Origin of the sequence: Cupriavidus campinensis (genome assembly GCF_905397395.1) — a bacterium.
GTDB lineage: Bacteria > Pseudomonadota > Gammaproteobacteria > Burkholderiales > Burkholderiaceae > Cupriavidus > Cupriavidus campinensis.
Window position 1 is genome coordinate 126,406 of record NZ_CAJPVH010000005.1, and the last position, 26,378, is coordinate 152,783.

Here is a 26,378-nt window from a genome sequence, read left to right on the forward strand (position 1 = left end):
ATGAAGCTCTATCTCGTCTCCCTGGGCGCCGGCATTCTCGTCGGCATCATCTATGCACTGATGCAGGTGCGCTCCCCGGCGCCGCCCGTGGTGGCGCTGATCGGCCTGCTGGGCATGCTGATTGGCGAGCAGGTCGTGCCGCCGATCAAGCGCATGCTGGCCGGCGAGCCGGTCACCGCTGCGTGGTTCCACAGCGAATGCGTGCCGAAGATTACCGGCGCGCCGCCCAGCACGCTGACCGCCGCCAACAAGGCCGAGGCCGCCAACCCCAACGAGAGCCAGCGCTGACCCCATGCCGTACCGACGTCTTGTATCGCCGCGCGTCGCCGCGCTGGGGTTGGGGTTGGGACTGTGCCTGGCCGGCGGACCGGCCGCCGCGCAGAGTACCGTGACCATCTACGGCCGCCTCAACACGGCCATCGAATATAGCCGCGCCAGCACGGCCACCGACGGCACCGCCCTGGGCAGCGTGGTACGGCAGACCAACTACCGCTCCGTGTTCGGCCTGCGCGGCGAGGAAGGTCTCGGCGGCAGCCTCAAGGCGCTGTGGCAGATCGAGAGCAACCTGTCACTCGATACCGGCCAGGGCCAGATCGCCAGCCGCAACTCGCGTATCGGCCTCCAGGGCGACTACGGCCTGTTGTTCATGGGGCACTGGCAAACGCCCTATACCGAGTCGACGGCGGCCTACGACCCGTACTATCCGACCACCGCCGGCTACATGGCGCTGATCGGCAACGGCTCCACGTCCTCGTCGGACAACGTGCAGGACACCAGTTCATTCGATCGGCGCCAGAAGAACATCGTGCAATACCGCTCGCCGCAGTTCGGCGGCGTGAGCGTGTGGCTGGGCTGGGGGCTGCCGGAGGAGAAGACCACCGTGGCGCGCAATCCGGCGCTGTACTCGGCGGCGGCGGTCTACGAGCGCGGCCCGCTGAACGCCACCCTGGCCTACGAGGTGCACCAGCACTACCAGGCCGCCGGCCGCAACGACGACGCCATCAAGGTCGGCGTGGCCTACCAGCTCTTCGCCGGCACGCGCGTCTCCGCCATCTACGAGCACCTGCACTACCGCACGGATACCGGCGACCTCCAGCGCAACGGCTACTACGCCTCGCTGGTGCAGCAGCTCGGCCCCGGCAGCGTGCGGATCGGCTTCGCCTATGCCGCCAATGGCACGGGCGCGTCCACGGACACCATCGGTTTCTTCCGCAGCGGCTCTGGCACGGGCGCCACGCAGGTGACGGTGGGCTACGACTATCCGCTCTCCAAGCGCACGGCGCTGTTCGCGTGGTACAGCCGCATCAACAACCACCCCAACGCCGTCTACGACTTCGCCATCAACGAGCTTGGCGTCAGCGCGGGGGCCGATCCGCAGACCTTTGCCCTGGGCATGCGCCACTACTTCTGAGCCGCCGCAAGCCATACCCAGGTGTCACCCCGCCAGCGCCATGCGGCGCGGCCGCCGTGTGGGACGGGCGCTGACAATACCACCGTATGATATGGGGCGCGCCCGCCTGGCAGTATGCTGTGCGCAAGCGATGGGAGCCCGAAGTGGCCCCGTCATCGCTCCGGACTACTCAAGGAATCCCGTGTGACTGCCACCCCGGTGATCGCCATCGTCGATGACGACGCGTCGGTCCGACACGCCCTGGGACGGCTCGTGCGCTCGTTCGACCTCGCCGTGGTGCTATACGCCAGCGGCGAGGAACTCCTGCAATCGGCCACCCTCGATACGGTTTCCTGCCTGGTAACCGACATACAGATGCCCGTGATGAACGGATTCGCGCTGTGCGAGGCCCTGCGCGCACGCGGCCTGCACATGCCCGTGATCTTCATGACCGCGTTCGCGCAGCCCGGTCACGAAGCCCGCGCCATGGCCGCCGGCGCGGCATGTTTCCTGCGCAAGCCTTTCCTCGACACGGCTATCATTGCGTGCATCGAGCGCGCGCTGGCCCCCGCCCCGGCAGACCCAGGCACCTAGCGCGGCGCAACGCCCCCACCCCCGCCCCACTATCCGCACCGGCCCACCGGTGCGGCGGCCGGCAATAGACGCCTCACGATGACGCCCTACGACCCAAGCCCGGCCACCCTTGCATCGCTGGACGAATTCGCCCTCACGCCGCTCTGCCACAACGGCATCGTCGCGCTCTCACGCGGCCATCATGTCGAGGACGGCCGCACCCTGCTGGTGGCGCACGCGGCGTCGGTGCTGACCGAGGGCGAGGCGGCACGCCGGCTCCACAATGAATTCAGCCTCGCCGCCAAGCTGCGCCCGGCCTGGGCGATGATGCCGCGCGCCTGCGTGCAGCACCGGGGCGGCGTGGCATTGGTGTACGACGACACAGACGCGGTGCCGCTGGCGAGCCTGCCGCCCGCGCCCCTGCCGGTTATCCGGCTGCTCCCCCTGGCCGAAAGTGCCAGCCAGGCCCTGCGCGCCGCGCATGAGGCCGGGCTGATCCACAAGGCGATCATGCCGTCGGCCCTCTTCGCCGACGCGGAAGGCCGGTGCCGTCTCACGCGCTTCGGCCTGGCCACCGCACAACAGTGGGACATCGCCGACGCCCTGCCGCCGCACACCCTGGCCGGCGGCGAGGGCCTGGCCTATATGTCGCCCGAACACACCGGACGCACCCGCAACGGGCTGGACGCGCGCAGCGACCTGTATTCCCTTGGCGTCGTGCTGTACCGCCTGGCCACCGGCCAGCTGCCGTTCGCCGCGCGTGATCCGGCCGACCCCAACGAGTGGATCCACGCCCATGTGGCCAGCGAACCCCTGCCACCGCACCGGCTGGCCGCCGGCGTGCCGGAAGCGCTGTCGCTGCTGATCATGAAGCTGCTCGACAAGCGCCCCAGCCGGCGCTACCAGTCCGCGGCGGGGCTGGAGGCGGATATCCGGCGCTGCCGGGCCGCATGGAGCACGCTCGGCCGGATCGACGTCTTCGAACTGGGCCGCCGCGACCAGCCCGCCGAACTCGAGTTGCCGGAGCGGCTCCTTGCCCGCGACGCCGAGCTGCGCGAACTCGCCGAAGCCTACGCGCACGTGGCCCTCACGGGCCAGCACGCACTGGTGACCGTGCGCGGGCCGTCCGGCATCGGCAAATCTGCCCTGATGCGGGCCTTTGTCGACCCCCTGCGCCAGCAGCAGGTCTGCTGCGCCGTGGGCAAGGCCGACCAGTTCCGGAACGAGGCCCCCTACGCCGCCATCGCGGAGGCCTTCCACGGGCTGGTCATCGATATCCTCGGCCAGCCCGAAGAGCGCGTGCGCCACTGGCAGGCGCGCGTCAGCCACGGCCTGGGCCCGTATGCGCGCACCGCCGTGAGCATCGCGCCCGCGCTCGCGGCGCTGACCGGCCCGTTGCCCGCCCCGGCACGGGGAGACAGCGCCGATACCGCCGTGCATTTCGATCTGGCGATGCGCAACCTCGTCGGCACCTTCGGGCTGCCGGAGCGCCCGCTGGTATTGGTGATCGAGGACTTCCAGTGGCTCGACCCTTCTTCCCGGCAACTGCTTGCGCGCCTGCTGGACTGCACCACGCCGCTGCCGCTGCTGATCGTGGGCAGCACGCGCGGGTTGGACGATGCGCTGGACGATGCGTTGGACGATTCGCTGGCTCGCCCGGAAGGCAGACCCCAGGACCGCCACCTGGCGCTGCAACCGCTCGACGTGGAGGCCGTGGGCACGCTGCTGGCCGAAACGCTGCGCGCCCGCCGGCGCGACCTGCAGCCGCTGGCGGGGCTGGTCCACGCGAAGACGCTCGGCAACCCGTTCTTCGTCGGCCAGTTCATCAAGACCATGGTCGATGACCGGCTTGTCACCTACTCGCCCGACGACGGCAGCTGGCAGTACGATTTCCAGCACATCGCACGGCACGCCTACACGGACAACGTCGCCGACATGGTGCTCCAGCGCCTGGAGCGGCTGCCGCCGCGCACGCGCCAGCTGCTGGGCGGCATGGCGTGCCTGGGCCGGCAGTCGGAGGTGGCGCTGATCTGTGCCGCGTTCGAGGTGGAAGAGCGCGCGCTGCACGCCCTTTTGGCCCCGGCGCGCGCTGCGGACGCCATCGGCCTGCAGGAGCCCGGCTACGTGTTCTCGCACGACCGCGTGCAGGAGGCCGCGCACGCGCTGCTGACGCCCGAGGAGCGCGACCGCGTGCACCTGCGCGTGGGCCGGCTGCTGCGGGACGCCCCCGACACCACGGAAGGCGCCCTGCGCGACGACACCCTGTTCCGCGCCACCGAACTGCTGGCGCAGGTGGTGGAGCTGATCACCGACCCCGACGAAGCCGTCCAGTCTGCCCGCCTGTGCCTCGCCGCCGCCACGCGCGCGCGGCGCGCCATCGCCTATCCGGCCGCGCTGGACGCCGTCACCGCGGGCCTGGCCTTCGTGCGCACCGCGCGTGTGCACGGGCATGCCGGCGCCGGCGAGGTGGAATTCGCGTTGCTGCGCGAGCGCTGCGCGTGCCTGTTCCAGCAAGGCAGGCTGCCCGAGGCGCTGACCCTGGCCGAAACCCTGCTCGAGGCAAACGCGCCCCCGCGCCAACTTGCCGAGGTCTACCGGCTCAAGACGGAACTCCATACCCGGCGCTCGGAGAACGCGCTGGCGGTGGAAACGGCCATCCGCGGACTGCGCATGTTCGGCATTTCGCTGTCCGCGCACCCCTCGGCCGCGGATGCCGACGCCGCCTACCGCGCCATCGAGGCGCGGCTGGACGCCCACGGACTCAAGGCGCTGGCGCACCTTCCCCAGATGTCGGACCCCGATGTCATGGCGGCCATGGCGCTGCTGGCTGCGCTATCCGTGCCCGCCAGTTTCGTCGACGAGCACCTGGCCTTCCTGGAACTGTGCGAGATGATCTGGCTGACGCTCGCGCATGGCATCAGCGGCCCCTCCACCGCCGCGCTGGGCTGGCTCGGTGTGCTGGTCTGCCATCGCTACGCGGCCTACGAGGACGGCTTCCGCTACGGCGCGATGGCGCGGGAACTGGTCACGCGGCATGGCTACGCCGCCTATGAAGCCCGCACGCTGCTGCCGCTCGACCAGCTCAGCGTGTGGACGCAGCCGCTGGGCTACTCGACCGACTGCGCCCGGGCGGGCTTTGCGGCCGGCGTCGCCAACGGCGACATGACCACGGCCTGCTTCGTCTGCTGCCATCTGGTGGCCAACCGGCTCGCACGCGGCGACACGCTGGACGAGGTTTCCGCCGAAATCGCCAGCGGACTCGACTTCGTGCGGCAGACCGGCTTCCACGACGTGGAGGCCATCCTGCTGCTGCAACAGCGTTTTGTCGACGGGCTGCGCGAGACGGCATTCCCGCTCGACGCCGCCGCCCCCTCCACGCTCGACGGCCACGACCTCGCCCGCACGCCGGCGCGGGAGCGCATGTCCACCCTGGAATTCTGGTACTGGCTCTATCGCGCCACGCTGCAATATCTGGCTGGCAGGCACGCCGAAGCCGCCGCGAGCCTGGAGACGGCCGGCGCGCTCGCGTGGTCCGCGCCGGGCCATATCCATCAGGTGGACTTCCATCTCTATCGGGCGCTGACGCTGGCTGCCGGCACGCCGGACGCGACAGCACGCGCCACGCTGGAAGCGGACGCCCGCAGACTGCGCCGCTGGGCCGACGCCAATCCGCTCACCTTCACCGACAAGGCGCTGCTCGTGGAAGCGGAACTGGTGCGGCTCGACGGTGACGGGCTCGGCGCGATGAAGCGCTACGAGCAGGCCATTGCCCACGCCACCGCACACGGCTTCGCGCACATCGCCGCGCTGGCCCACGAACGCGCCGGCCACTACTGCATGGCGGCGGGCCTCACCACCGCCGCACGGGGTCACCTGCGGGCGGCGCATGACCGCTATCGGCAATGGGGCGCAACCGGCAAGGCCCGCCAGATGGCGGTCACCTACCCCGAGCTGTTCGACGCGGCGCGGGGCCCGGCCCACGTGCTCGCCAACGGCAAGCGTATCCGCGACGTGGAAAGCGTGATCCGCGCCTCGCGCGCGCTGACCGACGAGATTCGCCTCGACAAGCTGGTGGACACGCTGATGACCATCACGCTCGAATATGCCGCCGCGCAGCGGGGGCTGCTGATCCGCCTCCAGGGCAAGGCGCCGGTCATCGAGGCGCGCGCCCAGACCTCGCCCGCCGGTATCCGCGTGCAGTTGGCGCAGGCCGCCCCAACCGCCGATGACCTGCCGATGTCGATGTTCCACACCGTGATCCGCACCGGCCAGCCGGTCATGGTGGGCCATGCGGCCGGCGCCAACCCGTTCGGGCTCGATCCATATTTCGCGGCCCACGCGCGGTGCGCGGCAATCTGCATCCCGATGTCGCGCCACAACACGCTGATCGGCGTGCTGTATCTGGAGAACCGCCTGCTGGGCGACGGCTTCACGCCCGAGCAGACCGAGGTGCTCGAACTGATCGCCTCGCAGGCCGCCATTTCGCTGCGCACCGCACGGCTCTACGAAGACCTCCTGGCCGAGAATGACCGCCGGCAGCAGGTGGAACGCGCCCTCCGTGCGAGCCAGGCCTCGCTGACCATGGGCGAAAGCGTCAGCCATACGGGCAGCTGGCGCTGGGACCTGCGCCAGCAGGCCATCTCGTGCTCCGACGAGATGCGCCGCATCTTCGAGCTGGATATGGCGCGCGCGCACTTCGCGCTGGAGGATTTCGGCGCGCGGATGCATCCCGACGACCGCGCGAACGCGCTGCACACCATCAACCAGTCGGTAGCCAACCAGGCGCCGATCCACCTCGAGTACCGCATTGTGCGTAGCGACGGCGCGGTCCGTTATGTCGAAGGTATCGGCAAGCCGCTGGTGACGGACGGGGAGACGCTGGAGTACGTGGGCACCGTCACGGACGTGACCACGCGCCGCAGCGCCGACGACGCGCTGCGCAACGCCCAGGCCGACCTCGCGCGCGTGGCGCGCGCCACCACGGTGGGCCAGCTCACGGCCTCCATCGCCCACGAGATCAACCAGCCGTTGATGTCGATCGTCTCGAACGCGGGCGCCAGCCTGCGCTGGCTCGCGCGCAGCAAGCCCGAGATCGAGTACGCGCGCGAGGGCCTCGAGGCCATTGCCAGCGAGGGGCAGCGCGCCGGGGACATGATCCGCAGCCTGCAGGGGCTCACGCGCAACGCCGCGCCGGTGCTGGGCGAGGTGGACATGCACGAGGCCATCCGCCATATCCTCGCCATTTCGCGCAGCGAGATCGAGCGCCGGCAGGTGTCCGTGCAACTGGCGCTGCACGCCGATGCCTTCCGCGTCTTTGGCGACGGCGTGCAGTTGCAGCAGGTGCTGCTGAACCTTGTGGTCAACGCCGTGGAGGCGATGGGCGACGTCACCAACCGCACCCGCGTGCTGACCATGGGCACGCGCATCGCCGCGGAAGACATGCTGGAGATCAGCGTGGCGGACACCGGCGCGGGCCTCGGCGACGGCGACATCGACCATGTGTTCGAGCCGTTCTACACCACCAAGAAGAACGGCATGGGCATGGGGCTGGCGATCTGCCGCTCCATCGTCGAGGCACACCGGGGCCGGCTCCAGGCCACGGCGCGCGCGCCGCACGGCACCGCGTTTTCGTTCACGCTGCCGCTATGCTGGCCACTGGGCGGGTGAGCGCATACGCGCCCCGGGTGCCCTCCCCGAACGCAGCCCCGAACGCAGCCCCGATGCGCCAGACCCGATGCGCCAGACCCTATACGCAGGGATAGTTGTTTGCGACCGTGGCACGGGGGCGGCCATGCGCGGGGACGAGTGTGCCGGCGGCGGGACACGCCTAAGCTGGAGACCTGCCGGATGCCGGCCTGATCCCCGGAACAATGCATGTCCCGAATCGCCCTTCCCTTCACGCTGCGCGCCAGGCCTCTGGCCACGCGCCTCGACCCGCATGCCGGCTGACGCGGCACCGCTGCAGGCGCTGCCCGAGCTGTCCCGGGCGCGCGTACAGTGGCTGGGCCTGGCGCTGGGCTGCGCAACGGGCGTGGACTTCGTCGCCACGTCGATGCTCGCCACCGGGACACTCCACATCCGCGCCGGCATCTACGCCACGCCCGATGACTTCCTCTGGTGCCTGACCGCCTATGCCGGCGCGGCCATCGTCGCCAACCTGCTGACCCGGCGCATTGCCGACGATCTCAGCTATCGCGGCTACACGCTGCTCGGCCTCGCCATCGCCTTCGTCGGCTGCCTGCTGGGCGCCGCGTCGTCCAATGTCGCGGAGCTGTCCGCAGCGCTGGCGGTGCAGGGGCTGGGCGCCGGCGGATTGTTCTCGGCATCCCGCGTGCTGATCCAGCTGATCGCCACGCCGGCGGAGCGCCCGCGCCTGCTGATCGGCTTCGTGATCGGCACGACCGGCCTGCCGGCGCTGGCGCCCTGGCTGACCGCCACGCTGATGCTCGACACCGGCTGGCGCATGATCTTCCTCGTGCAGGCGCTGCTGGCCGCGCTGACGGCCCTGTTCGTGTTCTGCGTCTACCCGCACCGTGCCCGCCCGCCACGCACGCCGGACCTCGACGACGTAGCCAGCATGGACTGGCTCACCGTCCTGCTGATTGGCGCCGGCGCGCTCGTGCTGGTGCATGGCCTGGCCTCGCTGCGGCTCTATGCCACCGGCGACTCGCTGCGCGTGGCCGCCGCACCGCTGGCCGGTCTGGCCATCGTCGTGTTCGCGTTCATCCGGCTGCGCCGCGCGCCGGACGCCTGGCTCAGTCCGCGCCGCCTGAACGGCCGCCGCTACTTCACCGGGCTGGCCTATTACTCGATCTTTGCCTGCCTGAGCGGACTCTGGACCTTTACGGTCTCCAACGTGATGCAGCTTGGCCTCGGCTTCACGTTCGAGACCACCGGCATGGTCCTGACCCTGTCGGCGCTCGGCGGTCTGGTGGCCGGCGTGGCGTTCGTGCTGTTGGGGGCGCGCCTGCCCGGCGCGCGGCGCTACCTCGCACTCGGCTACGGCATGACGGCGGCGGCGGCTTGGCTGCTGGCCACCCGCCTCACGGACGGGCTCCCGGTGTCGGCCATCCTGCCCGTGCTGCTGCTGCAAAGCGTGGCGTTGCCGTTCACGCTGATCCTCGTGGCCAAGCTCACCTTCATGGACACCCCGCTCGAGGACTTCCCGCACGCCTACCAGTTCAAGAACATCCTCCGGCAGGTGGCGCTGATGGCCGGCACCGGGCTGGCCGGCCAGTGGCTCCAGGCGGGCGAGGCCGTGGCGCGGACGCACCTCATCGCCCGCGTCACACCCTACGGGCTGGCCACCCCGCCCGATGCCGCCGCGCTGGCCACGCTGTCGCAACTGATCGACCAGCAGGCGGTGCTGGTGGCATCGGCCAACATGCTGGCGGTGGTCGCCGTCGTCTGCCTGGGCATCGCTGCCGTCGCCGTCTGGCAGCGCTGGCTACGCTAGCGGCCGCTGGCTCGGCTCCATCGGGTCCGGCGCGCCCCGCGCGCGCACGTCTACCGTCACGTGCATCGACAACCCCACACGCAGCGGATGGGCGGCGAGTTCGGCCCGGTTCAGCGCGATGTGCACCGGCAACCGCTGCGGCGGCTTGATCCACCGGCAGATGGCACTGTGGGCGGGCAGCGGCGAGAGCGCCGCACCGCTGCGTGCCGGGAACCCTGCCACCGTGCCGTGGTAGCGCACCCGCGCGCCATACGCGTCTGCGTACAGCGTCACCGGCTGGCCGGTGCGCAGCCGCGCAAGCTGGCTCTTCTTGAACCGCGCATCGACCCACACCGCGTCCGGCGGCGCGCGCCGCGGGTCGAGGGTGCCGATCGCCACAACGGCGCCGGCAGCGCGCGGCGCGACATCGGCAATCCTGGCGGCCACGTGGGCGTCATCGGTGGTCTCGAAATGGCGCCCTTCGATCCACCAGTGCCCGACAACGGCGGCAAGGCCCGCCATCGCGCAGGCGACGGCGCACGCGGCGGCAAGCGGCCGTCCCGATGATGAATGCGACCGGATACTCATGACAACTCCTTGAGGACGAGGGCAGGACATCCCTTGGAGCGAATTGTTGGCACGCCGATGCCGCGGGGATGGCGCGTCCGCCGGTTTTTTGCCGATTGGAACGCCGGGAGGGCGGGCGCCTATACCTTCGTGTCACGCGCGGCAAACCTGTGGCCGATTGGCGGCATCCGGGCCCGCCCCTACGATGCGAAGACACCTCCACTTCCCTGACGACCATGCATCCGACCTCCACCCCTCGCGCCGTGATCATCGGCGGCTCCCTCGGCGGCCTGTTCACGGCGCTCTGCCTGCGCGCCATCGGCTGGCACGTGGATGTGTTCGAACGCTCGCCCCAGGCGCTCGACAGCCGCGGCGGCGGCCTCGTCCTGCAGCCCGATGTGGCCGACGCGCTCGCCTTTGCCGGCGCGCCGTTGCCCGAGGACTTCGGCGTGCCGTCGGGCGGCCGCATCTTCGTCACGCGCAGTGGCGACGTGCGCCGCGTCTACATGCCGCAGACGCAGATCGCCTGGAACGGGCTGTACGGTCACATGCGGCACGCGCTCGGCCCCCGCGCCGTGCATGCGGGCGAGACCTTCCTGGCGCTGCGCCAGCATGGCGCGCGCGTGACCGCCTGCTTCGCCTCCGGCCGCACGGAAACCGCCGACCTGCTTGTGGCGGCGGACGGGCCGCTCTCCACCGTGCGCGCGCAACTGCTGCCCGGCGCCGCGCCGGCCTACGCCGGCTACGCGGCCTGGCGCGGCGTGCTGCCCGAGTCCGCCCTGCCAGACGCCACGCGCCAGCTCCTGCACAACACCTTCGCCTTCGAGGAAGGGCACGGCCACCAGTTGCTGACCTACCTGATCCCCGGCGAGAACGGCGAGACCGCGCCCGGCCAGCGCCGGCAGAACTGGGTCTGGTATCGACCATTGCCGGGCGGCCCGGCGCGCGACGCGGCGCTGCGGGATCGCGTGGGGCATCAGCACCTCCATTCGCTCCCGCCGGGCGTCATGCGCGACGGCGAGATCGATGGCCTGCGTCACGCCGCGCGGCGCGACCTCGCGCCGGACCTTGCCACGCTGGTCACCGGCACGCCCGACCCCTTCCTGCAGCTGATTCACGACTACGAGGCGCCGCGCATGGTGTTTGGCCGCGTGGTGCTGACCGGCGACGCAGCCTTCGTCGCGCGGCCCCACACCGGCGCCGGTGCCGGCAAGGCGGCCGGCAATGCGGTGGCGCTGGGCCGCGCGCTGCACGCCAATCGCGGTGGCATCGACGCCGCGCTGTCCCTGTGGGAGCGCACCCAGCTGCCCGCCGGCGCCCAACTGGTGCGCTGGGGCATGGCACTCGGCACCCGCATCATGGGCCGGCACGACGCCGCCTGAGCCCCTGGCGGGGCCGATGCGGGGCGATCCAGGCCATCTGTGACGATGGAGGCGCTGCTATCATGCGCATCCATCACAAGACCGCTACGAGAGACATCGATGAACCGCCTGCCTGCCGTGCCGACCTCCCCCCTGCGGGGCGCCTTGCTGGCCGCCCTGCTCGTCCCGCTGCTGGCCATTTCCGTCCCCGGCGCGGCGCTGGCCGAGACGCTGGCCAAACCCGCGCTGGACCGCCTGGTGGCCAGCCAGTCGGCCAAGCCGCCGGCCAGCTTCAACGCCTTCCTCGCCGCCGCCGTGAAGGCCGAGCCGAAGCTGGCGCCGGCCGTGCGGGCCTACCGGGCGAAGAAGCCGCTCAAGGGCGACGATCTCGTCAATATCGGCCGGCTGCTCGGCGTCTATAACCGGCTCCACAACCAGACCGCCGTGCTGGAGAGCATCACCGAGATGGTGGCGATCCGCACCGTGCGCGACGAAAAGGTGCCGCAGCACGAGAACCCGGCCATCATCGCGTTCGGCAAGGTGGTGGAGCGCATGGCGCGGGACTTCGGCCTGACCTACCGCAACGTGGATAACCGCGTGTTCGAGGTGACCCTGCCCGGCACTGGCGCGGACACCTTCGGCATCCTCACGCACGCCGACGTGGTGCCCGTGGTGGCCGACGAATGGGTGCTCGACGACGGCACGAAGCTCGACCCGTTCAAGGTGACCCGCGTGGGCGACTACCTGTACGGGCGCGGCACCATCGACGACAAGGGTTCCATCGCGGCGGCGCTGTACGCAATGAAGACCGTGCGCGAGAGCGGCGTGCCGCTGGCCCGCACGATCCGGCTGATGATCGAGACCACCGAGGAAACCGGCGGCGACGGCATGAAGTACTACCAGGCGCACACCACGCTGCCGGCGTACAACATCGTGCTGGACAGCAAGTACCCGGCGGTGGTGGCCGAGAAAGGGTCCGGCGCGCTGACGGTGCGCTTCGCGGACCAGCCGACGGACGGCAAGGCCCCCGCCATCGTGGCGATGGCCGGCGCGGCCTCCGCCAACGCGATTCCGCAGACCGCCACGGCGCGCATCACGGGCGGCGATCCGGCCGCCGTGACCGCCGCGCTGGAGAAGGCGCGCGAGCCGTTCATCGCCCAGCACGCCGCGCAAGGCAAGTTCTCGATCGACGTGACGCCGGGTGCCGGCGGCGTGGACGTCAAGGTGACCGGCTCGTCGGCCCATGGCTCCCGCCCCGAGGAAGGTGTGAACCCGGTGCCGCGCCTGGCGCTGTTCCTGCAGGGCGCCGGCGTGCCGTTCGCGGACAACCAGTACGCGCGCGCCATTCGCTACCTGGGCGACCTGTACGGCACGGGCTATCTGGGCGAGAAGATGGAAGTGGGCTATCGGGACGACTTCATGGGCCCGCTGACGATGTCGCCCACGCTGATCCGCGAGCGCAACGGCAAGCTCGAAGTCACCGCCAACGTGCGCATGCCGCGCGGCGCCACGCCGGACGAACTGCGCGCCCGGGTGGCGACCAGGATCAACACCTGGGCCAGCGCCACGCAGACCGCGGTGGAGATCCAGCACGACCAGGGCAACTGGATGGCGCGTGACCCCAAAGGCGCATGGCTTTCCACGCTGCTGAATATCTATGGCGACACCACGGGGCTTGAGGCCAAGCCGGTGCCCACGGCCGGCAGCACCACGGCCAAGCTGATGCCGAACGCGATCAACTTCGGCCCGGCCATGCCCGGCAAGAAGTACACCGCGCACAACGCCAAGGAATACAAGGAAGTGGCCGACCTGAACCTCGACATGCAGATGTTCACCGAGATGCTGGTCCGCATCGGCAATCTGGACACCATGCAGTAAGGCCGGCGCCGGCATGCGCGGCGGGGGCTGCAAAGGCGCCCCCGCGCATGTCGGCTTTTACCTGCTTACAGCCCCAGGTCGCTCAGGCTGGGGTGGTCATCCGGGCGGCGGCCCAGCGGCCAGAAGAACTTGCGGTCCGCCTCGCGCATCGGGGCATCGTTGATGCAGGCGAAGCGCCGCTGCATCAGACCGTTCTCGTCGAATTCCCAGTTTTCGTTGCCATACGACCGGTACCAGTTACCCGAGTCGTCATGCCACTCGTACGCAAAGCGCACCGCAATGCGGTTGCCATCGTGCGCCCACAACTCCTTGATCAGCCGGTAATCGAGTTCCTTCTGCCACTTGCGCGACAGGAAGGCCTCGATCGCGGCACGTCCCGTGACGAACTCCGCCCGATTGCGCCATTGGCTGTCGACGGTATAGGCCAGCGCCACGCGTGCAGGATCACGGCTGTTCCAGCCATCCTCGGCGCCGCGGACCTTCTGGGCGGCACTCTCACGGGTAAAAGGCGGAAACGGCGGACGGGATTCGGCTTGGGTCGACATCGAAGCTCCTTGAGGATGGGTTGGCTAGCGCCGGAATGAGACAGATCTGTCTACTATCGTGGAGTAGACAGATCTGTATGTCAAGGAGATTCTGGGGAAGTGGGCTATCCCCTACCGCTTCGTCGCCACCACCTCCAGGTACTCGCTCGGCACCACCATGGAATCCTTGCCGGCGCGGTTCAGGCTGTTCAGCAGCGTGGTCAGATCGGCTTCCAGTGCGCTGGCCTTGTCGGCCGGCAGCGAGGCGAACGCCTTGTGGACCGGGCCGTACCAGGTGCGGAAGACCTCGATGAAGTGCGCCGCCGAGCGATAGCGGAAGTTGAACTGGCGCGGCGTGACGTGGACATCCACCCCATGCGGCGCGAACAGCGCCTTCAGGTGCTCCTCCACGCCCCATTTCGACGGCGGCGACACGCCCGCCGGCGGCGGCACGTAGGCGCCCAGCGTCTTGAACATCTGGCCGACGAAGCCCTGCGGGGTCCAGTTCGCCAGCCCGATGCGGCCGCCGGGCCGGGTCACGCGCGCCATCTCGGCGGCGCACTTGGGTTGGTCCGGGGCGAACATCACGCCGAAGGTGGAGAGCACGGCGTCGAAGCTTGCATCGTCAAAGGGCAGCGCTTCGGCATCGGCCTGCTGGAAGGTCACGTCGAGCCGCTCGGCGCGGGCGCGCTCGGCGCCGCGCTCCAGCAGCGCGCCCACGTAGTCGGTGGAGGTCACGATGCAGCCACGGCGCGCCGCCGCCAGCGTGGCGTTGCCGTTGCCGGCGGCCACGTCGAGCACGCGCTCGTCGCAGCGCAGGTCGCAGGCTTCGGCCAGTTGCTCGCCCACGATCTGGAGCGTGGTGCCGATCACGGCATAGTCGCCGCTGGCCCAGGCCACCTGCTGGCGGCCCTTCAGGGCGGCAAGGTCGGGCGTAGTGGCCGGCGAATTGGCCGAAGACGCGGCAGCGTCGGGGGTAGTCGTCATGATGGGGGTCTCCTGATTGAATCGCCCGGCAGGTCCGCCGGCTTACGCGCGCGACCGGTCGAAACCGGCCTCGCGCGCGAGCACGATGGCCTGCGAGCGGTTTTCCACCTCGAGCTTCGAGAAGATGCTCGTGATGTGGTTGCGCACGGTTTTCTCGCACAGCCCAAGGTAGGCGGCGATCTGTGCGTTGTCGCGGCCCTGCGCGATCAGCACGACGATGTCGCGCTCGCGCCGGGTCAGGGTGTGGAACGCCGGGTCGTCCACCGGCACCGGCGCGGGCAGGAAGGCGCGTACTTCCTCCAGCCAGCGGTCCCACGCCGGCTCCGCCTCCAGCAGCAGGTGGTTGCCGCTCTCCAATGGAACGAAGCGCGCGTTCGGGATCATGCTGGCAATCAGCCGGCCTTCGTCGAACGGCACGCGCGCATCGCGCACGGCGTGGAGCACCAGCGTGGGGCAGGTCACCAGCGGCAGCAGTTCCACCACGTCGATGTCGTTGAAGATGCGCATGAAGCGCGCCGCGTTGCCGGGCGAGGTGGACACGCGCTCCAGCTCGTTGAACCAGCGGTGCTGCTCCGCCGTGCCGCCCGGGATGAACTGCGTGGTGAAGAACTGGCGGAAGGCCGGGTTCTCCTGCCCCCAGCCCAGTTCCGCCAGCCGCGCCATCAGCTCGGCTTCCTCGCGCATCTCGGCACCCAGGTTGCGCTTGAGGCGCCCCCTGGCGTAGCCACCGTGCAGCACGAGGTGGCTCACCCGCTCGGGATGCGCCACGGCGTACGCCACGGCGATCGACGCGCCCTGGGAAATGCCCAGCAACGGGAAATGATCGACGCCGGTGGCGTCCACGATGGTTTCGAGATCACGCAGCCACGCCTCGAAGGACAGGTCATCCACGTGGCGGTCAGAGAGGCCACAGCCACGTTCGTCGTAGCGCACGAGCGTGTGGTTCTCCGACAGCGCGCACAGCATGTGGCTCCAGACCGGACTCCCCACGTCGAATTCGAGGTGGCTCATCCAGTTGGCGGCCTTCACGAGCGGCGGTCCGCTGCCCGTGATGGCATACGCCAGTCGCACCCGGTCACGGCTGGTGCAAAGGCGTATCTGCTGCTTCAGCATCGGCATGGTGGGATCGCGCGCGGGACAGGGTACGGCCGGTGCGGAGCGCCGGGGCGATAGCTCACCACGTCCGCTTGGAACGGGCGATTGACTAATCTTAGTCAACGATCCCCAGCGTGCAGGCAAAACCACGGCCAGCTGGCCCCGCAAAGTGCGGAAAGCCAGACGTGGTGCATACCGTGCCCGGCGCATTTTCCGCGGTCAGGCGTTGCGCAGCAGACATCCGCCACCGGCAGCGCCCAGCCGCGCGCCGTCGCTGTACGGGTCACGCTGATCCATCCGGGCGCCATCGGTGTAGGGATCCGGCTTGCCGATGCGCAGGCCGTCCTGGTACGGATCGAACTTGCCGCCCTTGCAGGCGGACATGCTGGCCTGCGCCGAGGCTGCGGTGGAAATCGAAGGATTGGAACGATCGCTCCCCAGCCCGGCGTAAGCCAGGTTGCACAGGCCGATGGCCAGCGAGGAAGCGGTCAAGAGGGTCTTGGCAAGATTCGTGTACATCGCAAACTCCAACTACAACAGGAAGGCGATCACGGCTCAGGATGCAGGACCAGTGGGGGGATCGCCTGAGCCACACCGCTCCTTGTTCGAGGGGCCGATTGTGGGCAGCAGGGTCCGCGGGAACATGAGGCGGGTGTCCCGGTTTGAGGGATTCGTCAGGGTCTATGCGGGGGGATTCCGTGGGACAAGGGTCCCGGGATGCGGGTAATCACCGGGGCGGCCGGAGGCGCTGGCGCGCTTGCGCACGCGCTCAGGGAGAACAGCCGGGCGCCGTGGACCAGCAGGCACAGGCCACCGCCGACGCGCACTACATCATGCGCGTGACCCGTGGCACGCCGGATGCCCCGCGCGCCGCCTAGGCCACCGCCTGCACGGTCTGGCCGGCCTGCATGCCCGCCAGATAGCGATGGATCTGCGCCACGACCGCAGCGCCCTCGCCTACCGCGGCGGCCACGCGCTTGGTCGAGCCCGAGCGCACGTCCCCGATTGCGAACACGCCCGGCACGCTGGTCTCCAGCGTGTAGTCGGCGCGCTCGGTGCAGGACTGGTGGGCTTCATAGCCGGTCAGCACGAAACCCTTGGGGTCCGTGGTGACGTTGCAGGACCGCAGCCATTCCGTGTTCGGCGCGGCGCCGATAAACAGGAACACGTGGCGCATCGGCCGGGTGATGCAGTCCGGGCCACAGGAGCGCTCCTTGTAGCGCACCGTGGAAAGCCAGCCATCGCCCTCCATCGCCGTGATCTGCGCGTGCGTGTGCAGGAATACGTTCGGCAGGCCCTTCAGGCGGTCGATCAGGTAGCGCGACATGGTGGCCTCGAGCCCCTCGCCGCGCACCAGCATATGCACCTCCGCCGCGTGGGAGGCCAGGTACACCGCCGCCTGCCCCGCCGAGTTGCCGCCGCCCACCAGCATCGCGTGCTCGTCCTTGCAGAGCTTGGCCTCTACCGGCGACGCCCAGTAGTAGACGCCCCGGCCCTCGTACTGGTCCAGCGATTCGATCTCCGCGCGCCGGTACTGGGCGCCGCTGGCAATCACCACGGTGCGCGTGGGCACCATCCGGCCATCGGTCAGTTCGATCCGGATCGGGTGCTCGCCGCAATGGAGCGCGCTCACCTCGAGCGGAATGGCCACGTGGGCGCCGAACTTGAGCGCCTGGACGAAGGCGCGCCCGGCCAGCGCCTGGCCCGAGATGCCGGTGGGAAAGCCCAGGTAGTTCTCGATCCGCGCGCTCGCGCCGGCCTGCCCGCCCGGGGAGCGGCAGTCGATCACGGCCACGGACAGCCCTTCGGACGCGGCATAGACCGCCGTCGCCAGCCCGGCAGGGCCGGCGCCGACCACCACTACGTCATAGACATGGTCCGGCGTAAATTCAGGCACCAAACCGAGGCACGAGGCGAGCTGGCCCTCGTCCGGCGCGCGCAGTATGCCGCCGTCGGGGCAGATCACCATCGGGAAATCGCTCGCGGGCGCGTTGCTGACGTCGAGCAGCGCCATGGCGTCGGGGTCGGTATCGATATCGACCACCTTGTGCGGATAGCCATTGCGGCGCAGGAAGGCCTGCAGCGCCAGCAGCAGCGGCTGGGTGCCCTTGCCGACCAGCACCGGGCCGCCGCCGCGCTCGATCAGCCCTACCCGGCGCAGGATCAGCGCGCGCATGATGCGCTCGCCCAGATCCGCCTCGGCCACCAGCAGCGCGCGCAGCCGTTCGGGCGGCACCACCAGCGCGGTGGAGTCCTCCAGCGCCACCGCATCCACCAGCGCCGGCTTGCCGGAGAGCTGGCCCACCTCGGCCAGGAACTGGCCCGGGCCCTCATCGGTGATCGGAAAACGGTTGCCAAGCCCGTCGCGCTGGATGATCTGGAGCTTGCCGGTCAGGATCAGATGCATGCCCGGGGCGGGGTCGCCGATGCAGAACAGCGTCTCGCCGGCCTTGAACGACGCCACCGTGCCAAACCGCCGCACACGGTCGATCTCGGCCGGCGTCAGGGTCGGAAACATCTGGTGCTTGCGGGTCTCGAGCACCGAGAACGGCGCCTCCAGCCCTACCACCGGCTCATGCGCGGCCTGATTGGCGACCTGATCGGCAACCGGGTCCGGACTGGCTTCGGGCTGCGAAGCTCCCTGCGTCATCTCCATGCGACTCCCCTCTATTTCGGTCTAGGTAGGACAGGACTCGACTGCGTACTCGACTGAGATAGTAGCCGGCGTGGCCACGAAACACACATGAAGATTTTAGGAAGCGATGGCCACCGTTGCTTGCCGATTTGCCCGGCGCACGGCGCCTTGCACGGCGCCGTCATCCATGAAAAAACCGACTGGTTTCCAGCGATTTAAATCATGGTGAGAATATTCAGCGCTCGCTACACTGGCTCCGACAACGCCCCCCAAAGCCCCAAAAAGCCCCCACAGGCTTCAGAAAGCCCACAAGCAAGGAGACGAGATGTACCGTGATCGCATTCGCCTGGCCGCCCTGCAGGACCGGATCATGTCGGCCGACGCGGCCGCCGCGCTGATCCAGGACGGCATGACGGTCGGCATGAGCGGCTTCACCCGCGCCGGCGACTGCAAGGCCGTGCCCTTCGCCCTGGCGCGCCGCGCCGCCGCCGACCCGCTCCAGATCACCCTGATCACGGGTGCCTCGCTCGGCAACGATATCGACAAGATCCTGGCCGAAAGCAACGTGCTGGCGCGCCGCCTGCCGTTCCAGTCCGACGCCACCCTGCGCCGCAAGATCAACGACGGCGAGGTGATGTTCATCGACCAGCATCTGGGCGAGACCGTGGAGCAGCTGCGCAGCGGCCAGCTTGCGCCGGTGGACATTGCCGTGATCGAGGCCGCCGCCATCACCGAGACCGGCGGCATCGTGCCGACCACCTCGGTTGGCAATTCGGCGAGTTTCGCGATGATGGCCAAGCAGGTCATCGTCGAGATCAACACCAATATGCCGGCCGCGCTGGAAGGGCTGCACGACATCGCCTTCCCGGTGCAGCGCCCCTACCGCCAGCCGATTCCGCTGATTGCCGTCGAGCAGCGCATCGGCCTGCCCTATATCCCCGTCGATCCGTCGCGTATTGCGGCCATCGTGCTCACCGCGCGCGACGACAGCCCGTCCAACGCGCTGCCGCCAGACGGCGAGACGCGCCTGATCGCCGGCCATCTCAATGCACTGTTCGAGCGCGAGGTGCGCGCCGGGCGGCTCTCGCCCTCGCTCCAGCCTTTGCAGGCCGGCATCGGCACGATTGCCAATGCGGTGCTGCACGGGCTCGTAGATTCGCCATTTCACGACCTGACGATGTACTCGGAGGTCTTGCAGGACAGCACCATCTCGCTGATCGACGCCGGCAAGCTGCGCTTCGCCTCGGCGTCGTCGATGACGCTGTCCGGGCCGGTCTACCGCCGTGTGCTGGACGAGATCGAGCGCTACAAATCCCGCCTGGTGCTGCGGCCGCAGGAAATCAGTAACCATCCCGAAGTGCTGCGCCGGCTGGGGTTGATCACCATCAACACCGCGCTCGAGTGCGACATCTACGGCAACGTCAACTCGACCCACGTGGGCGGCACGCACATGATGAACGGCATCGGCGGCTCGGGGGACTTCGCGCGCAATGCCTACCTGTCGGTCTTCGTGACCAAGTCCGTGGCCAAGGACGGGCGGATTTCCAGCATCGTGCCGATGGTCTCCCACGTGGATAACAGCGAGCACGACGTGGACATCCTCGTCACCGAGCACGGCCTGGCCGACCTGCGCGGGCTGGCGCCACGCGAGCGGGCGCTCCAGGTGATCCGCAACTGCGCCGACCCGGCCTACCGCGACGGCCTGCTCGACTATTTCCGCCGGGCCCAGACGCGCGGCGGCCAGACCCCGCACCTGCTGGAAGAGGCGTTTGCGTGGCATATCAATTACCGCGAGCACGGTACGATGCTGCCGGCGCCCCGGGCGGCGGCCATCGCGCCAATCGAAGCCACGCCGCTGGCGGCCTGACGTTTCTGCACCACCGGGCGGTTTTTACATCCCGCCCGGCTGCCGGCTGCCTCCCACGGGCCTCCCACGGGCCTCCCACGGGCTCATTTCGGCATGGAACGGCACTTGCAGCGTGCTTCGGAAGGTGGCGTGAGTTCCCGCCACCGCTGGAGACGCCATGCAAGAACCGGTTCGCCTGATCCTGATGTACGGCCTGATCCCGCTCTGGATCCTCGCGGGGCTGGGCGACTGGTGGTTCCATCGGCGCCAGCGCATCGAGATCAACGCGGGCGTCCGGGAATCGGTCATGCACAGCCTGATGATGGTCCAGGTGGGCGTCCCGGTCCTGCTGGTGCTGTTCTTCGAGGTGAACGCGCTGCTGTTCGCCATCATGATCGCGGGCGTGGTGGTCCACGCGGTCACCGCCTGGTTCGACGTGCGCTACGCGGTGAGCCGGCGCACGGTGCCGCCGAACGAGCAGCACGTGCACAGCCTGCTGGAGATGCTGCCGGTCACGGCCGTGGCCATGCTGGCCGCGGCCCACTGGGACCAGTTCCTGGCGCTGTTCGGCGCCGCCGCAGAGCCCCCCAGCCTCACCCTGACCCCGAAGCGCGATCCCCTGCCGCCGCTCTACCTCATGGGTCTGTTCGCCGCGCTCGGCCTGCTCGTCGTGCTGCCTTACGCAGAGGAACTGCTGCGCTGCCTGCGGGCCCAGGCGGCGCGCGCCAGGCCCGTGGCGCAGCACCGCTGACGCCCGGCCAACGCTGGCGCCCCGATGACCGTACCGGTCATGTGCCCTCAGCGCATCGATCGACGAATTCGGCTAAATTGGCTGCCTTGGTAGTTCGAGACATCCGAGCCACACACAACTTGAACGGGAGCGCCATGCGCGGTCATCACCTCGTAGGATGGGCACGTGTCGGCCGTCATCCCTAGCCCGCCCACCGCCAGGTGGCGCGAGTTCGTCCGCTTCCTTGGCCCCGCCTACCTCGTGGCCGTGGGCTATATGGACCCCGGCAACTGGGCCACCGACCTCGCGGGCGGGTCCGCCTACGGCTACTCCCTGCTCTGGGTCGTGGCGATGTCCAGCCTCATGGCGATGCTGCTCCAGGTGCTGGCCAGCCGGCTCGGGCTGGTCACCGGCATGGACCTGGCGCAGGCGTGCCGGCACGGCGCCTCGCGCTGGTCGGCCTGGTCGCAATGGATCCTGGCCGAACTGGCGATCTGCGCCACCGACCTGGCCGAAGTCATCGGCACGGCCATCGCCCTCAACCTGCTGTTCAACATCCCGCTGCTGGCCGGCGTGGCGCTGACCGTGCTGGATGTGCTGCTGGTGCTGGTCCTGCAACAGCGCGGCTTCCGGCGGCTGGAAGCCTTCGTCATCAGCATGATCACCATCGTGCTGCTGTGCTTCGTGGCGATGCTGATCATCGCCGAGCCGTCGTGGTCGGACGTGGGCTGGGGGCTGCTGCCCTCGCCGCGTTCGCTCACCGATGCCAACGCCGTGGTCATCGCCACGGGCATCATCGGCGCCACGGTGATGCCGCACAACCTCTACCTCCACTCGGCGGCGGTCAAGACGCGCGCCGTGGAGGACAGCCCGCCGGCGCTGCAACGGGCGCTGCGCTACACCGCCGTCGACACGCTGGTGGCCCTCGCCATCGCCTTCTTTATTAATAGTGCGATCCTGGTCACGGCGGCCGGCGTGTTCCACCGCAGCGGCCACGCGGAGGTGGCCGAGATCCAGCAGGCCTTCCACCTGCTCTCCCCGCTGACCGGCGCCGCCTGGGCCAGCGTGATCTTCGCCGTGGCGCTGCTGGCCTCGGGCCAGAGCTCGGCGGTGACCGCCACGCTGGCCGGCCAGGTGGTCATGGAGGGCTTTATCCGCACGCGGCTGGCGCCGTGGGCGCGCCGGCTGCTCACGCGCGGCGTGGCCATCGTGCCGGCGCTGATCGTGGCATGGCTGTACGCCGACAAAGGCGTGGCGCAGCTGCTGATCGCCAGCCAGGTGGTGCTGAGCCTGCAACTGCCGTTCGCGGCGATTCCGCTGGTGCGCCTCACCAGCAGCCGCGCCCGCATGGGCGCCTACGCCAACCCGCGCAGCGTGGTGATCCTGGCGTCGCTGACGGTGGGCATCATCATCGCCATGAACGCGGCCATGCTCTTCCTCACCTTCCGGGAATGGATGAACTGAGGGTTCAATCGGCTCAATCGGATTTTTCTGAAATTTTTTGGGAAAGCTGTCACAAGCCGGGCGCGCGGTACGTCTTACAGGGAAAGGCAGGCGCAAAGGGCGCACGCCAACTCCCTTGAACTACCGTGAGGAACCATCATGAGTGCATCGCGTATTAACTTCTTCCAGCTCGCCCCGGCCAACCTGAAGGCCATGATCGCGCTGTCGGGTTCGGTCAAGCAAAGCTCGCTGGGCCCGCGTCTGGTGGAAATCGTGCAGCTGCGCGTCTCGCAGATCAACCAGTGCGGCGTCTGCGTGGACATGCACTGGCGCGACCTGATCAAGCAGGGCCTGGACCCGCGCCACGTGAACGCCATCGCCGGCTGGCGTGAGGCGCCCGCCTCGTTCTTCAACGCCCGCGAGCGCGCCGCGCTGGGCTGGGCCGAGGCCGTCAACGCGCTGCCGCACCAGGACCTGACCGACGCCGCCTGGCCAGCCCTGCGCGAACAGTTCAGCGAGCAGGAAATCGCCGAGCTGTCCTATACCATCGCCGCTATCCGCGGCTGGAACGTGATGAACCTGAGCCTGCGCAACCAGATCCCGGAAACGCCGGCTCCCGGCTTCTGATCGGGACATTGCTTCGCTAGCGCGCCAGGTTGGACTGCCGCGGGGCGCCGACAGCGCGACATCGCTGTCGGCGCCTTTTTTGCGTGCGTGCTTCGCGTGCCGTTTTCGCATCGTGCGTCTTTCGCATCGTGCCTTTTTTGCGTCGTTTCCCCCCATCCCCTGCCCGCCCGCCCCTGAAGTCGCGCCAAATTCTTGGCGGTTAATTGCACAATTGGCCCCAACAGACCCTACATCCACAGACTCTTTCGCTCCCGCCCGGAAGTGGCCTATGCTGTCGCCACGAACAGATCGAGAATCCGGGGAGGATGGCTCCCCGCGGGCCCAGCTATGGAAAAAACAGCATTCGTCTTTGCCGGTGGAGGCAGCCTCGGTGCCATCGAGGTCGGCATGTTGCGGGAACTGGTGAAGTGGGGCATGGCGCCGGACATGGTGATCGGCGCATCGGCCGGCGCCATCAACGGCGCGTATTTCGCCTGCCATCCGCACGAGGAAGGCACGGCCAAGCTGGAGAGCCTCTGGCGCGGCATTCGCCGGGCCGAGGTGCTGCCCTGGTCCTGGCGCAGCATGCTCGGCATGCTGGGCGGACGGCGCGGGCATCTGGTGGAATCGTTCGGCCTCCAGAAGTTACTTTCACGCCACTTCGGCGAATCGCGGCTTGAACATGCCAGCCTGCCACTCTATGTCGTGGCCACCGACATGCATTCCGGCGACGAAGTGGTGCTGTCCTCGGGCAATATCGTCGATGCGGTGCTGGCCAGCGCGGCCATTCCGGGCGTGTTTCCGCCGGTGCACGTGGAAGGCCGGGCGCTGATCGATGGCGGCGTGGCCAACAACACGCCTGTCTCCACGGCCGTGCGGCTGGGTGCCACGCGCATCGTGGTGCTGCCGGCCGGCTTCGCCTGCGCCGAGCGCCGCCCGCCGCGTGGCGCCGTGGAGCATGCGCTCAATGCGCTGTCCCTGCTGGTGGCGCGGCAACTGGTGCATGACCTGGAACGCTGGGCCGACCACGCGCATATTGCCGTGGTGCCGCCGCTGTGCCCGCTCGATGTCTCGCCCTATGACTACACGCGCTGCGGCGAGCTGATCGACCGCGCCGCCGAGGCCACCGTGGCCTGGCTGCGTGCCGATGGCCTGAAGAGCCGCCGCGTGCCGGGCGCGCTGGAGCCGCACAGCCACGACGAGTCGTCGCCCAGCTGCAGCGCCGACCTTTCCCCGCCACCGGAGGCGGACCACATCCACACGCACGCGGCGCCGAGCCACACCCACGGCCATCCCGGCCACACGCATGGTTGATGGCGTGCTGCCGGGCCGGCGCGACTGGATGCGGCGCGATGCGTCCGCCCAGCGCATGGAGCGCATCGAGGCGTTCATCGGCGGCCACGGCTACGACATGCATCGCCATGACACCTATGCGATTGGCCGCACGCTGGCCGGCGTGCAGCGCTTTTCCTACCGGCGCGGCGTCTGCAACAGCCTGCCGGGCGGCACCATTGTCCTGCACCCCGACGAGCCGCACGACGGCCAGGCCGGCACCGAGGCCGGCTTCCAGTACCGGATGATCTACGTGGAGCCCGCGCACGTGCAGCGCGCGCTGGGCGGCCAGCCGCTGCCGTTTATCCCGGGCGGCCGATCGGACGACCCCCGGCTGTTCGCCGCCACCGAGACGCTGCTGCGCGCGATGGACCGCCCGATCGACCCGCTCGAGGAAGACGACGCCATCTACGACGTGGCCCACGCGCTGGCCGCTGTTGCGGGCGGACCCACGCCGGGGCGCCGGCAGGCGCTGGACTACCGCGCCGCCGAGATGGCCCGGACCTTTCTGATCGACAACGTGGCGCGCATCGTCACGCTGGACGAACTCGAAGCCGCCACCGGCCGTGACCGCTGGCGCCTGTCGCGCGATTTCCGTGCGCTGTTCGGCACCAGCCCGTACCGCTACCTGACCATGCGCCGGCTCGACATGGCCCGCCGGCTGATCGTGGCTGGCCAGACCCTGGCCGATGCCGCCGCGTGGGCCGGTTTCACCGATCAGGCCCACATGACGCGGCATTTCGCGCGCACCTTCGGCATCACGCCGGCGCGCTGGCTGCGCACGCTGGGGCGCACGCCGTAGCTGCACGATCGTACAAGACGGCCCGCCCGCCGGCGGCGCAGACTCGGGCCTTCATCCCATCCGAAGGAGCGCCCCATGTCCCCCACCCCCACCCCCACCCCCTCCCCCACTCCCACCCCCACTCCCTACCGCGCCATCAACTTCGCCGAGAAGCTCGCCCTGTTCTCGGACCACTGGCAGCCGCGCGTGATTGCCGAGATGAACGACTACCAGTTCAAGATCGTCCGCATCGAAGGGGACTTTGTCTGGCACAGCCACGCCGAGACTGACGAGACCTTCATCGTGCTGGACGGCCACCTGCGCATCGACTTCCGTGACGGCCACGTCGACCTGCGCGCCGGCGAGATGTACGTGGTGCCGCGCGGCATCGAGCACAAGCCGTTTGCCGATGGCGAGGTGCGCATGCTGCTGATCGAGCCGCGTGGCGTGCGCAATACGGGCGAGGCCGTGGGCGAGCGCACCGCGCAAAACGACGTCTGGATCTGATCGGCCGATGTTGGCATGGCGCCAACCGTTCCTCACCACGTGTTGGTCCGAAACCCCCTGTTTTCCGCGTGAAAGTGGTCCGGCCTGCCCGCCCGGGGCCGAAATGATGGTGGCATGTTCTCTGCGAAAAGGAAGGACGAGCGCGGCGCCGCGATGCTCGTTCTGAGTGCCCTTTCAGCCGGAGCGAAAGCTCCTTTGGAGAACCATCATGAAGATCCCGCCACAGTTGCGCCCCACGGACGCCGCGCCCCTCCACCAGCCCCGTCCTCTTTCGCCGCTTACGCCCCTCGCCGTGCTCTACCGCATGCGTGGCGGCATCCTGCTGCTCCGCGTGCTGGCGCTCTGCGCCCACACGGCGGTGTATGCGCAGCCCGCACTGGCCCCGGCGGTCACGCCTGAGCAGAAGTTCTCGCCCGGCTATCTCGAAGCGGTGTCCACCGGCTACGAGAACGGTCAGGCGCTGGGCGCCGTCGAGGGCATCGCCCCGGTGCGCCCGCCCCGTGCCGAGCGGACGGATCCCGCACCCGCCGCGCCGGCCACGCCCTCCGCACCGAGGATCCCCGCCGCCGTCCTGGCCCACCCGCCGGGCTCGCTGCGCCGTGTGACGGCCCATTAACCCGCGCACGATGCCCACCGAGCAGTCTTTACACGCGCCCGCGCAAGGCTTGCATGGGCGTCCCCCGCACCA

General features: G+C 69.3%; 21 protein-coding genes. 15 read left to right on the forward strand and 6 right to left on the reverse strand.

All coding sequences use genetic code 11. The annotated features are described in order from the left end of the window. From KHO18_RS05150 to KHO18_RS05170, 5 genes are all read left to right on the forward strand, one after another. A complete protein-coding gene (locus KHO18_RS05150) occupies positions 1-288 on the forward strand; it encodes a XapX domain-containing protein (RefSeq protein ID WP_092294822.1) in 288 nt (95 codons plus the stop codon). 4 nt (positions 289-292) lie between these two features. Beyond that, complete coding sequence (locus KHO18_RS05155) at positions 293-1,411, forward strand: porin (protein WP_144196529.1); 1,119 nt, start codon at positions 293-295, stop codon at positions 1,409-1,411. Positions 1,412-1,594: 183 nt separating this feature from the next. Beyond that, a complete protein-coding gene (locus tag KHO18_RS05160) occupies positions 1,595-1,984 on the forward strand; it encodes a response regulator transcription factor (protein ID WP_244844554.1) in 390 nt (129 codons plus the stop codon). A 78-nt stretch (positions 1,985-2,062) separates the two neighbouring features. Next, positions 2,063-7,630 (forward strand): trifunctional serine/threonine-protein kinase/ATP-binding protein/sensor histidine kinase, encoded by a 5,568-nt coding sequence (locus tag KHO18_RS05165; protein ID WP_211942869.1) that lies wholly within the window; start codon positions 2,063-2,065, stop codon positions 7,628-7,630. 271 nt (positions 7,631-7,901) lie between these two features. Beyond that, a complete protein-coding gene (locus KHO18_RS05170) occupies positions 7,902-9,419 on the forward strand; it encodes an MFS transporter (RefSeq protein ID WP_144196526.1) in 1,518 nt (505 codons plus the stop codon). Here KHO18_RS05170 and KHO18_RS05175 read toward each other — a convergent pair. Next, positions 9,411-9,986: an HlyD family secretion protein gene (locus KHO18_RS05175; RefSeq protein ID WP_313818361.1), complete on the reverse strand. Its 576-nt coding sequence runs from the start codon at positions 9,984-9,986 to the stop codon at positions 9,411-9,413. The genes KHO18_RS05170 and KHO18_RS05175 overlap by 9 nt on opposite strands. 215 nt (positions 9,987-10,201) lie before the next feature. Here KHO18_RS05175 and KHO18_RS05180 point away from each other — a divergent pair, with 215 nt between their 5' ends. Together KHO18_RS05180 and KHO18_RS05185 are read left to right on the forward strand one after the other, a co-directional pair. Beyond that, complete coding sequence (locus KHO18_RS05180; RefSeq protein ID WP_144196524.1) at positions 10,202-11,347, forward strand: FAD binding domain-containing protein; 1,146 nt, start codon at positions 10,202-10,204, stop codon at positions 11,345-11,347. Positions 11,348-11,446: 99 nt separating this feature from the next. Next, positions 11,447-13,204, forward strand: coding sequence for a dipeptidase (locus tag KHO18_RS05185; RefSeq protein ID WP_144196523.1), 1,758 nt, complete (start codon positions 11,447-11,449; stop codon positions 13,202-13,204). Between the two features lie 65 nt (positions 13,205-13,269). On the opposite strand, the gene KHO18_RS05190 is transcribed toward KHO18_RS05185, so the two are convergent. From KHO18_RS05190 to KHO18_RS05210, 5 genes are all read right to left on the reverse strand, one after another. Continuing rightward, complete coding sequence (locus KHO18_RS05190; RefSeq protein ID WP_144196522.1) at positions 13,270-13,749, reverse strand: nuclear transport factor 2 family protein; 480 nt, start codon at positions 13,747-13,749, stop codon at positions 13,270-13,272. A gap of 111 nt (positions 13,750-13,860) precedes the next feature. Continuing rightward, positions 13,861-14,715 (reverse strand): class I SAM-dependent methyltransferase, encoded by an 855-nt coding sequence (locus KHO18_RS05195; protein WP_144196521.1) that lies wholly within the window; start codon positions 14,713-14,715, stop codon positions 13,861-13,863. A 42-nt stretch (positions 14,716-14,757) separates the two neighbouring features. Next, positions 14,758-15,834, reverse strand: coding sequence for an alpha/beta fold hydrolase (locus KHO18_RS05200; RefSeq protein WP_144196520.1), 1,077 nt, complete (start codon positions 15,832-15,834; stop codon positions 14,758-14,760). A 195-nt stretch (positions 15,835-16,029) separates the two neighbouring features. Beyond that, entirely contained in the window at positions 16,030-16,329 is a 300-nt protein-coding gene (locus KHO18_RS05205) for a hypothetical protein (RefSeq protein WP_211942870.1), read from the reverse strand. 355 nt (positions 16,330-16,684) lie between these two features. Then, entirely contained in the window at positions 16,685-18,466 is a 1,782-nt protein-coding gene (locus KHO18_RS05210) for an FAD-dependent oxidoreductase (protein WP_144196518.1), read from the reverse strand. Positions 18,467-18,770: 304 nt separating this feature from the next. On the opposite strand from KHO18_RS05210, the gene KHO18_RS05215 reads away from it, so the two are divergent. The 8 genes from KHO18_RS05215 to KHO18_RS05250 all read left to right on the forward strand — a co-directional run bounded on the left by KHO18_RS05215 (position 18,771) and on the right by KHO18_RS05250 (position 26,306). Beyond that, positions 18,771-20,312: an acetyl-CoA hydrolase/transferase family protein gene (locus KHO18_RS05215; RefSeq protein WP_144196517.1), complete on the forward strand. Its 1,542-nt coding sequence runs from the start codon at positions 18,771-18,773 to the stop codon at positions 20,310-20,312. Positions 20,313-20,469: 157 nt separating this feature from the next. After that, on the forward strand, positions 20,470-21,042 hold the full coding sequence (locus KHO18_RS05220) for a diguanylate cyclase (RefSeq protein ID WP_211942871.1): 573 nt from the start codon (positions 20,470-20,472) through the stop codon (positions 21,040-21,042). A 165-nt stretch (positions 21,043-21,207) separates the two neighbouring features. After that, complete coding sequence (locus KHO18_RS05225) at positions 21,208-22,485, forward strand: Nramp family divalent metal transporter (RefSeq protein WP_144196515.1); 1,278 nt, start codon at positions 21,208-21,210, stop codon at positions 22,483-22,485. A gap of 138 nt (positions 22,486-22,623) precedes the next feature. Then, on the forward strand, positions 22,624-23,091 hold the full coding sequence (locus KHO18_RS05230) for a carboxymuconolactone decarboxylase family protein (protein ID WP_149138057.1): 468 nt from the start codon (positions 22,624-22,626) through the stop codon (positions 23,089-23,091). A 327-nt stretch (positions 23,092-23,418) separates the two neighbouring features. Beyond that, on the forward strand, positions 23,419-24,384 hold the full coding sequence (locus KHO18_RS05235; RefSeq protein WP_144196514.1) for a patatin-like phospholipase family protein: 966 nt from the start codon (positions 23,419-23,421) through the stop codon (positions 24,382-24,384). Next, a complete protein-coding gene (locus KHO18_RS05240; RefSeq protein ID WP_211942872.1) occupies positions 24,377-25,204 on the forward strand; it encodes an AraC family transcriptional regulator in 828 nt (275 codons plus the stop codon). Before KHO18_RS05235 ends, KHO18_RS05240 begins: the two co-directional genes overlap by 8 nt. A gap of 75 nt (positions 25,205-25,279) precedes the next feature. After that, positions 25,280-25,690 (forward strand): cupin domain-containing protein, encoded by a 411-nt coding sequence (locus KHO18_RS05245; protein ID WP_211942873.1) that lies wholly within the window; start codon positions 25,280-25,282, stop codon positions 25,688-25,690. A 208-nt stretch (positions 25,691-25,898) separates the two neighbouring features. After that, positions 25,899-26,306, forward strand: coding sequence for a hypothetical protein (locus KHO18_RS05250; RefSeq protein WP_244844555.1), 408 nt, complete (start codon positions 25,899-25,901; stop codon positions 26,304-26,306). Positions 26,307-26,378: the final 72 nt, after the last annotated feature.

Bases quoted from the DNA above. Each gene is read 5' to 3' on its own strand.
- KHO18_RS05150 (WP_092294822.1), top strand. From the start codon at position 1: ATGAAGCTCTATCTCGTCTCCCTGGGCGCCGGCATTCTCGTCGGCATC.
- KHO18_RS05155 (WP_144196529.1), top strand. From the start codon at position 293: ATGCCGTACCGACGTCTTGTATCGCCGCGCGTCGCCGCGCTGGGGTTG.
- KHO18_RS05165 (WP_211942869.1), top strand. From the start codon at position 2,063: ATGACGCCCTACGACCCAAGCCCGGCCACCCTTGCATCGCTGGACGAA.
- KHO18_RS05170 (WP_144196526.1), top strand. From the start codon at position 7,902: ATGCCGGCTGACGCGGCACCGCTGCAGGCGCTGCCCGAGCTGTCCCGG.
- KHO18_RS05175 (WP_313818361.1), bottom strand. From the start codon at position 9,986: ATGAGTATCCGGTCGCATTCATCATCGGGACGGCCGCTTGCCGCCGCG.
- KHO18_RS05180 (WP_144196524.1), top strand. From the start codon at position 10,202: ATGCATCCGACCTCCACCCCTCGCGCCGTGATCATCGGCGGCTCCCTC.
- KHO18_RS05185 (WP_144196523.1), top strand. From the start codon at position 11,447: ATGAACCGCCTGCCTGCCGTGCCGACCTCCCCCCTGCGGGGCGCCTTG.
- KHO18_RS05190 (WP_144196522.1), bottom strand. From the start codon at position 13,749: ATGTCGACCCAAGCCGAATCCCGTCCGCCGTTTCCGCCTTTTACCCGT.
- KHO18_RS05195 (WP_144196521.1), bottom strand. From the start codon at position 14,715: ATGACGACTACCCCCGACGCTGCCGCGTCTTCGGCCAATTCGCCGGCC.
- KHO18_RS05200 (WP_144196520.1), bottom strand. From the start codon at position 15,834: ATGCCGATGCTGAAGCAGCAGATACGCCTTTGCACCAGCCGTGACCGG.
- KHO18_RS05205 (WP_211942870.1), bottom strand. From the start codon at position 16,329: ATGTACACGAATCTTGCCAAGACCCTCTTGACCGCTTCCTCGCTGGCC.
- KHO18_RS05210 (WP_144196518.1), bottom strand. From the start codon at position 18,466: ATGGAGATGACGCAGGGAGCTTCGCAGCCCGAAGCCAGTCCGGACCCG.
- KHO18_RS05215 (WP_144196517.1), top strand. From the start codon at position 18,771: ATGTACCGTGATCGCATTCGCCTGGCCGCCCTGCAGGACCGGATCATG.
- KHO18_RS05220 (WP_211942871.1), top strand. From the start codon at position 20,470: ATGCAAGAACCGGTTCGCCTGATCCTGATGTACGGCCTGATCCCGCTC.
- KHO18_RS05230 (WP_149138057.1), top strand. From the start codon at position 22,624: ATGAGTGCATCGCGTATTAACTTCTTCCAGCTCGCCCCGGCCAACCTG.
- KHO18_RS05235 (WP_144196514.1), top strand. From the start codon at position 23,419: ATGGAAAAAACAGCATTCGTCTTTGCCGGTGGAGGCAGCCTCGGTGCC.
- KHO18_RS05240 (WP_211942872.1), top strand. From the start codon at position 24,377: ATGGTTGATGGCGTGCTGCCGGGCCGGCGCGACTGGATGCGGCGCGAT.
- KHO18_RS05245 (WP_211942873.1), top strand. From the start codon at position 25,280: ATGTCCCCCACCCCCACCCCCACCCCCTCCCCCACTCCCACCCCCACT.
- KHO18_RS05250 (WP_244844555.1), top strand. From the start codon at position 25,899: ATGAAGATCCCGCCACAGTTGCGCCCCACGGACGCCGCGCCCCTCCAC.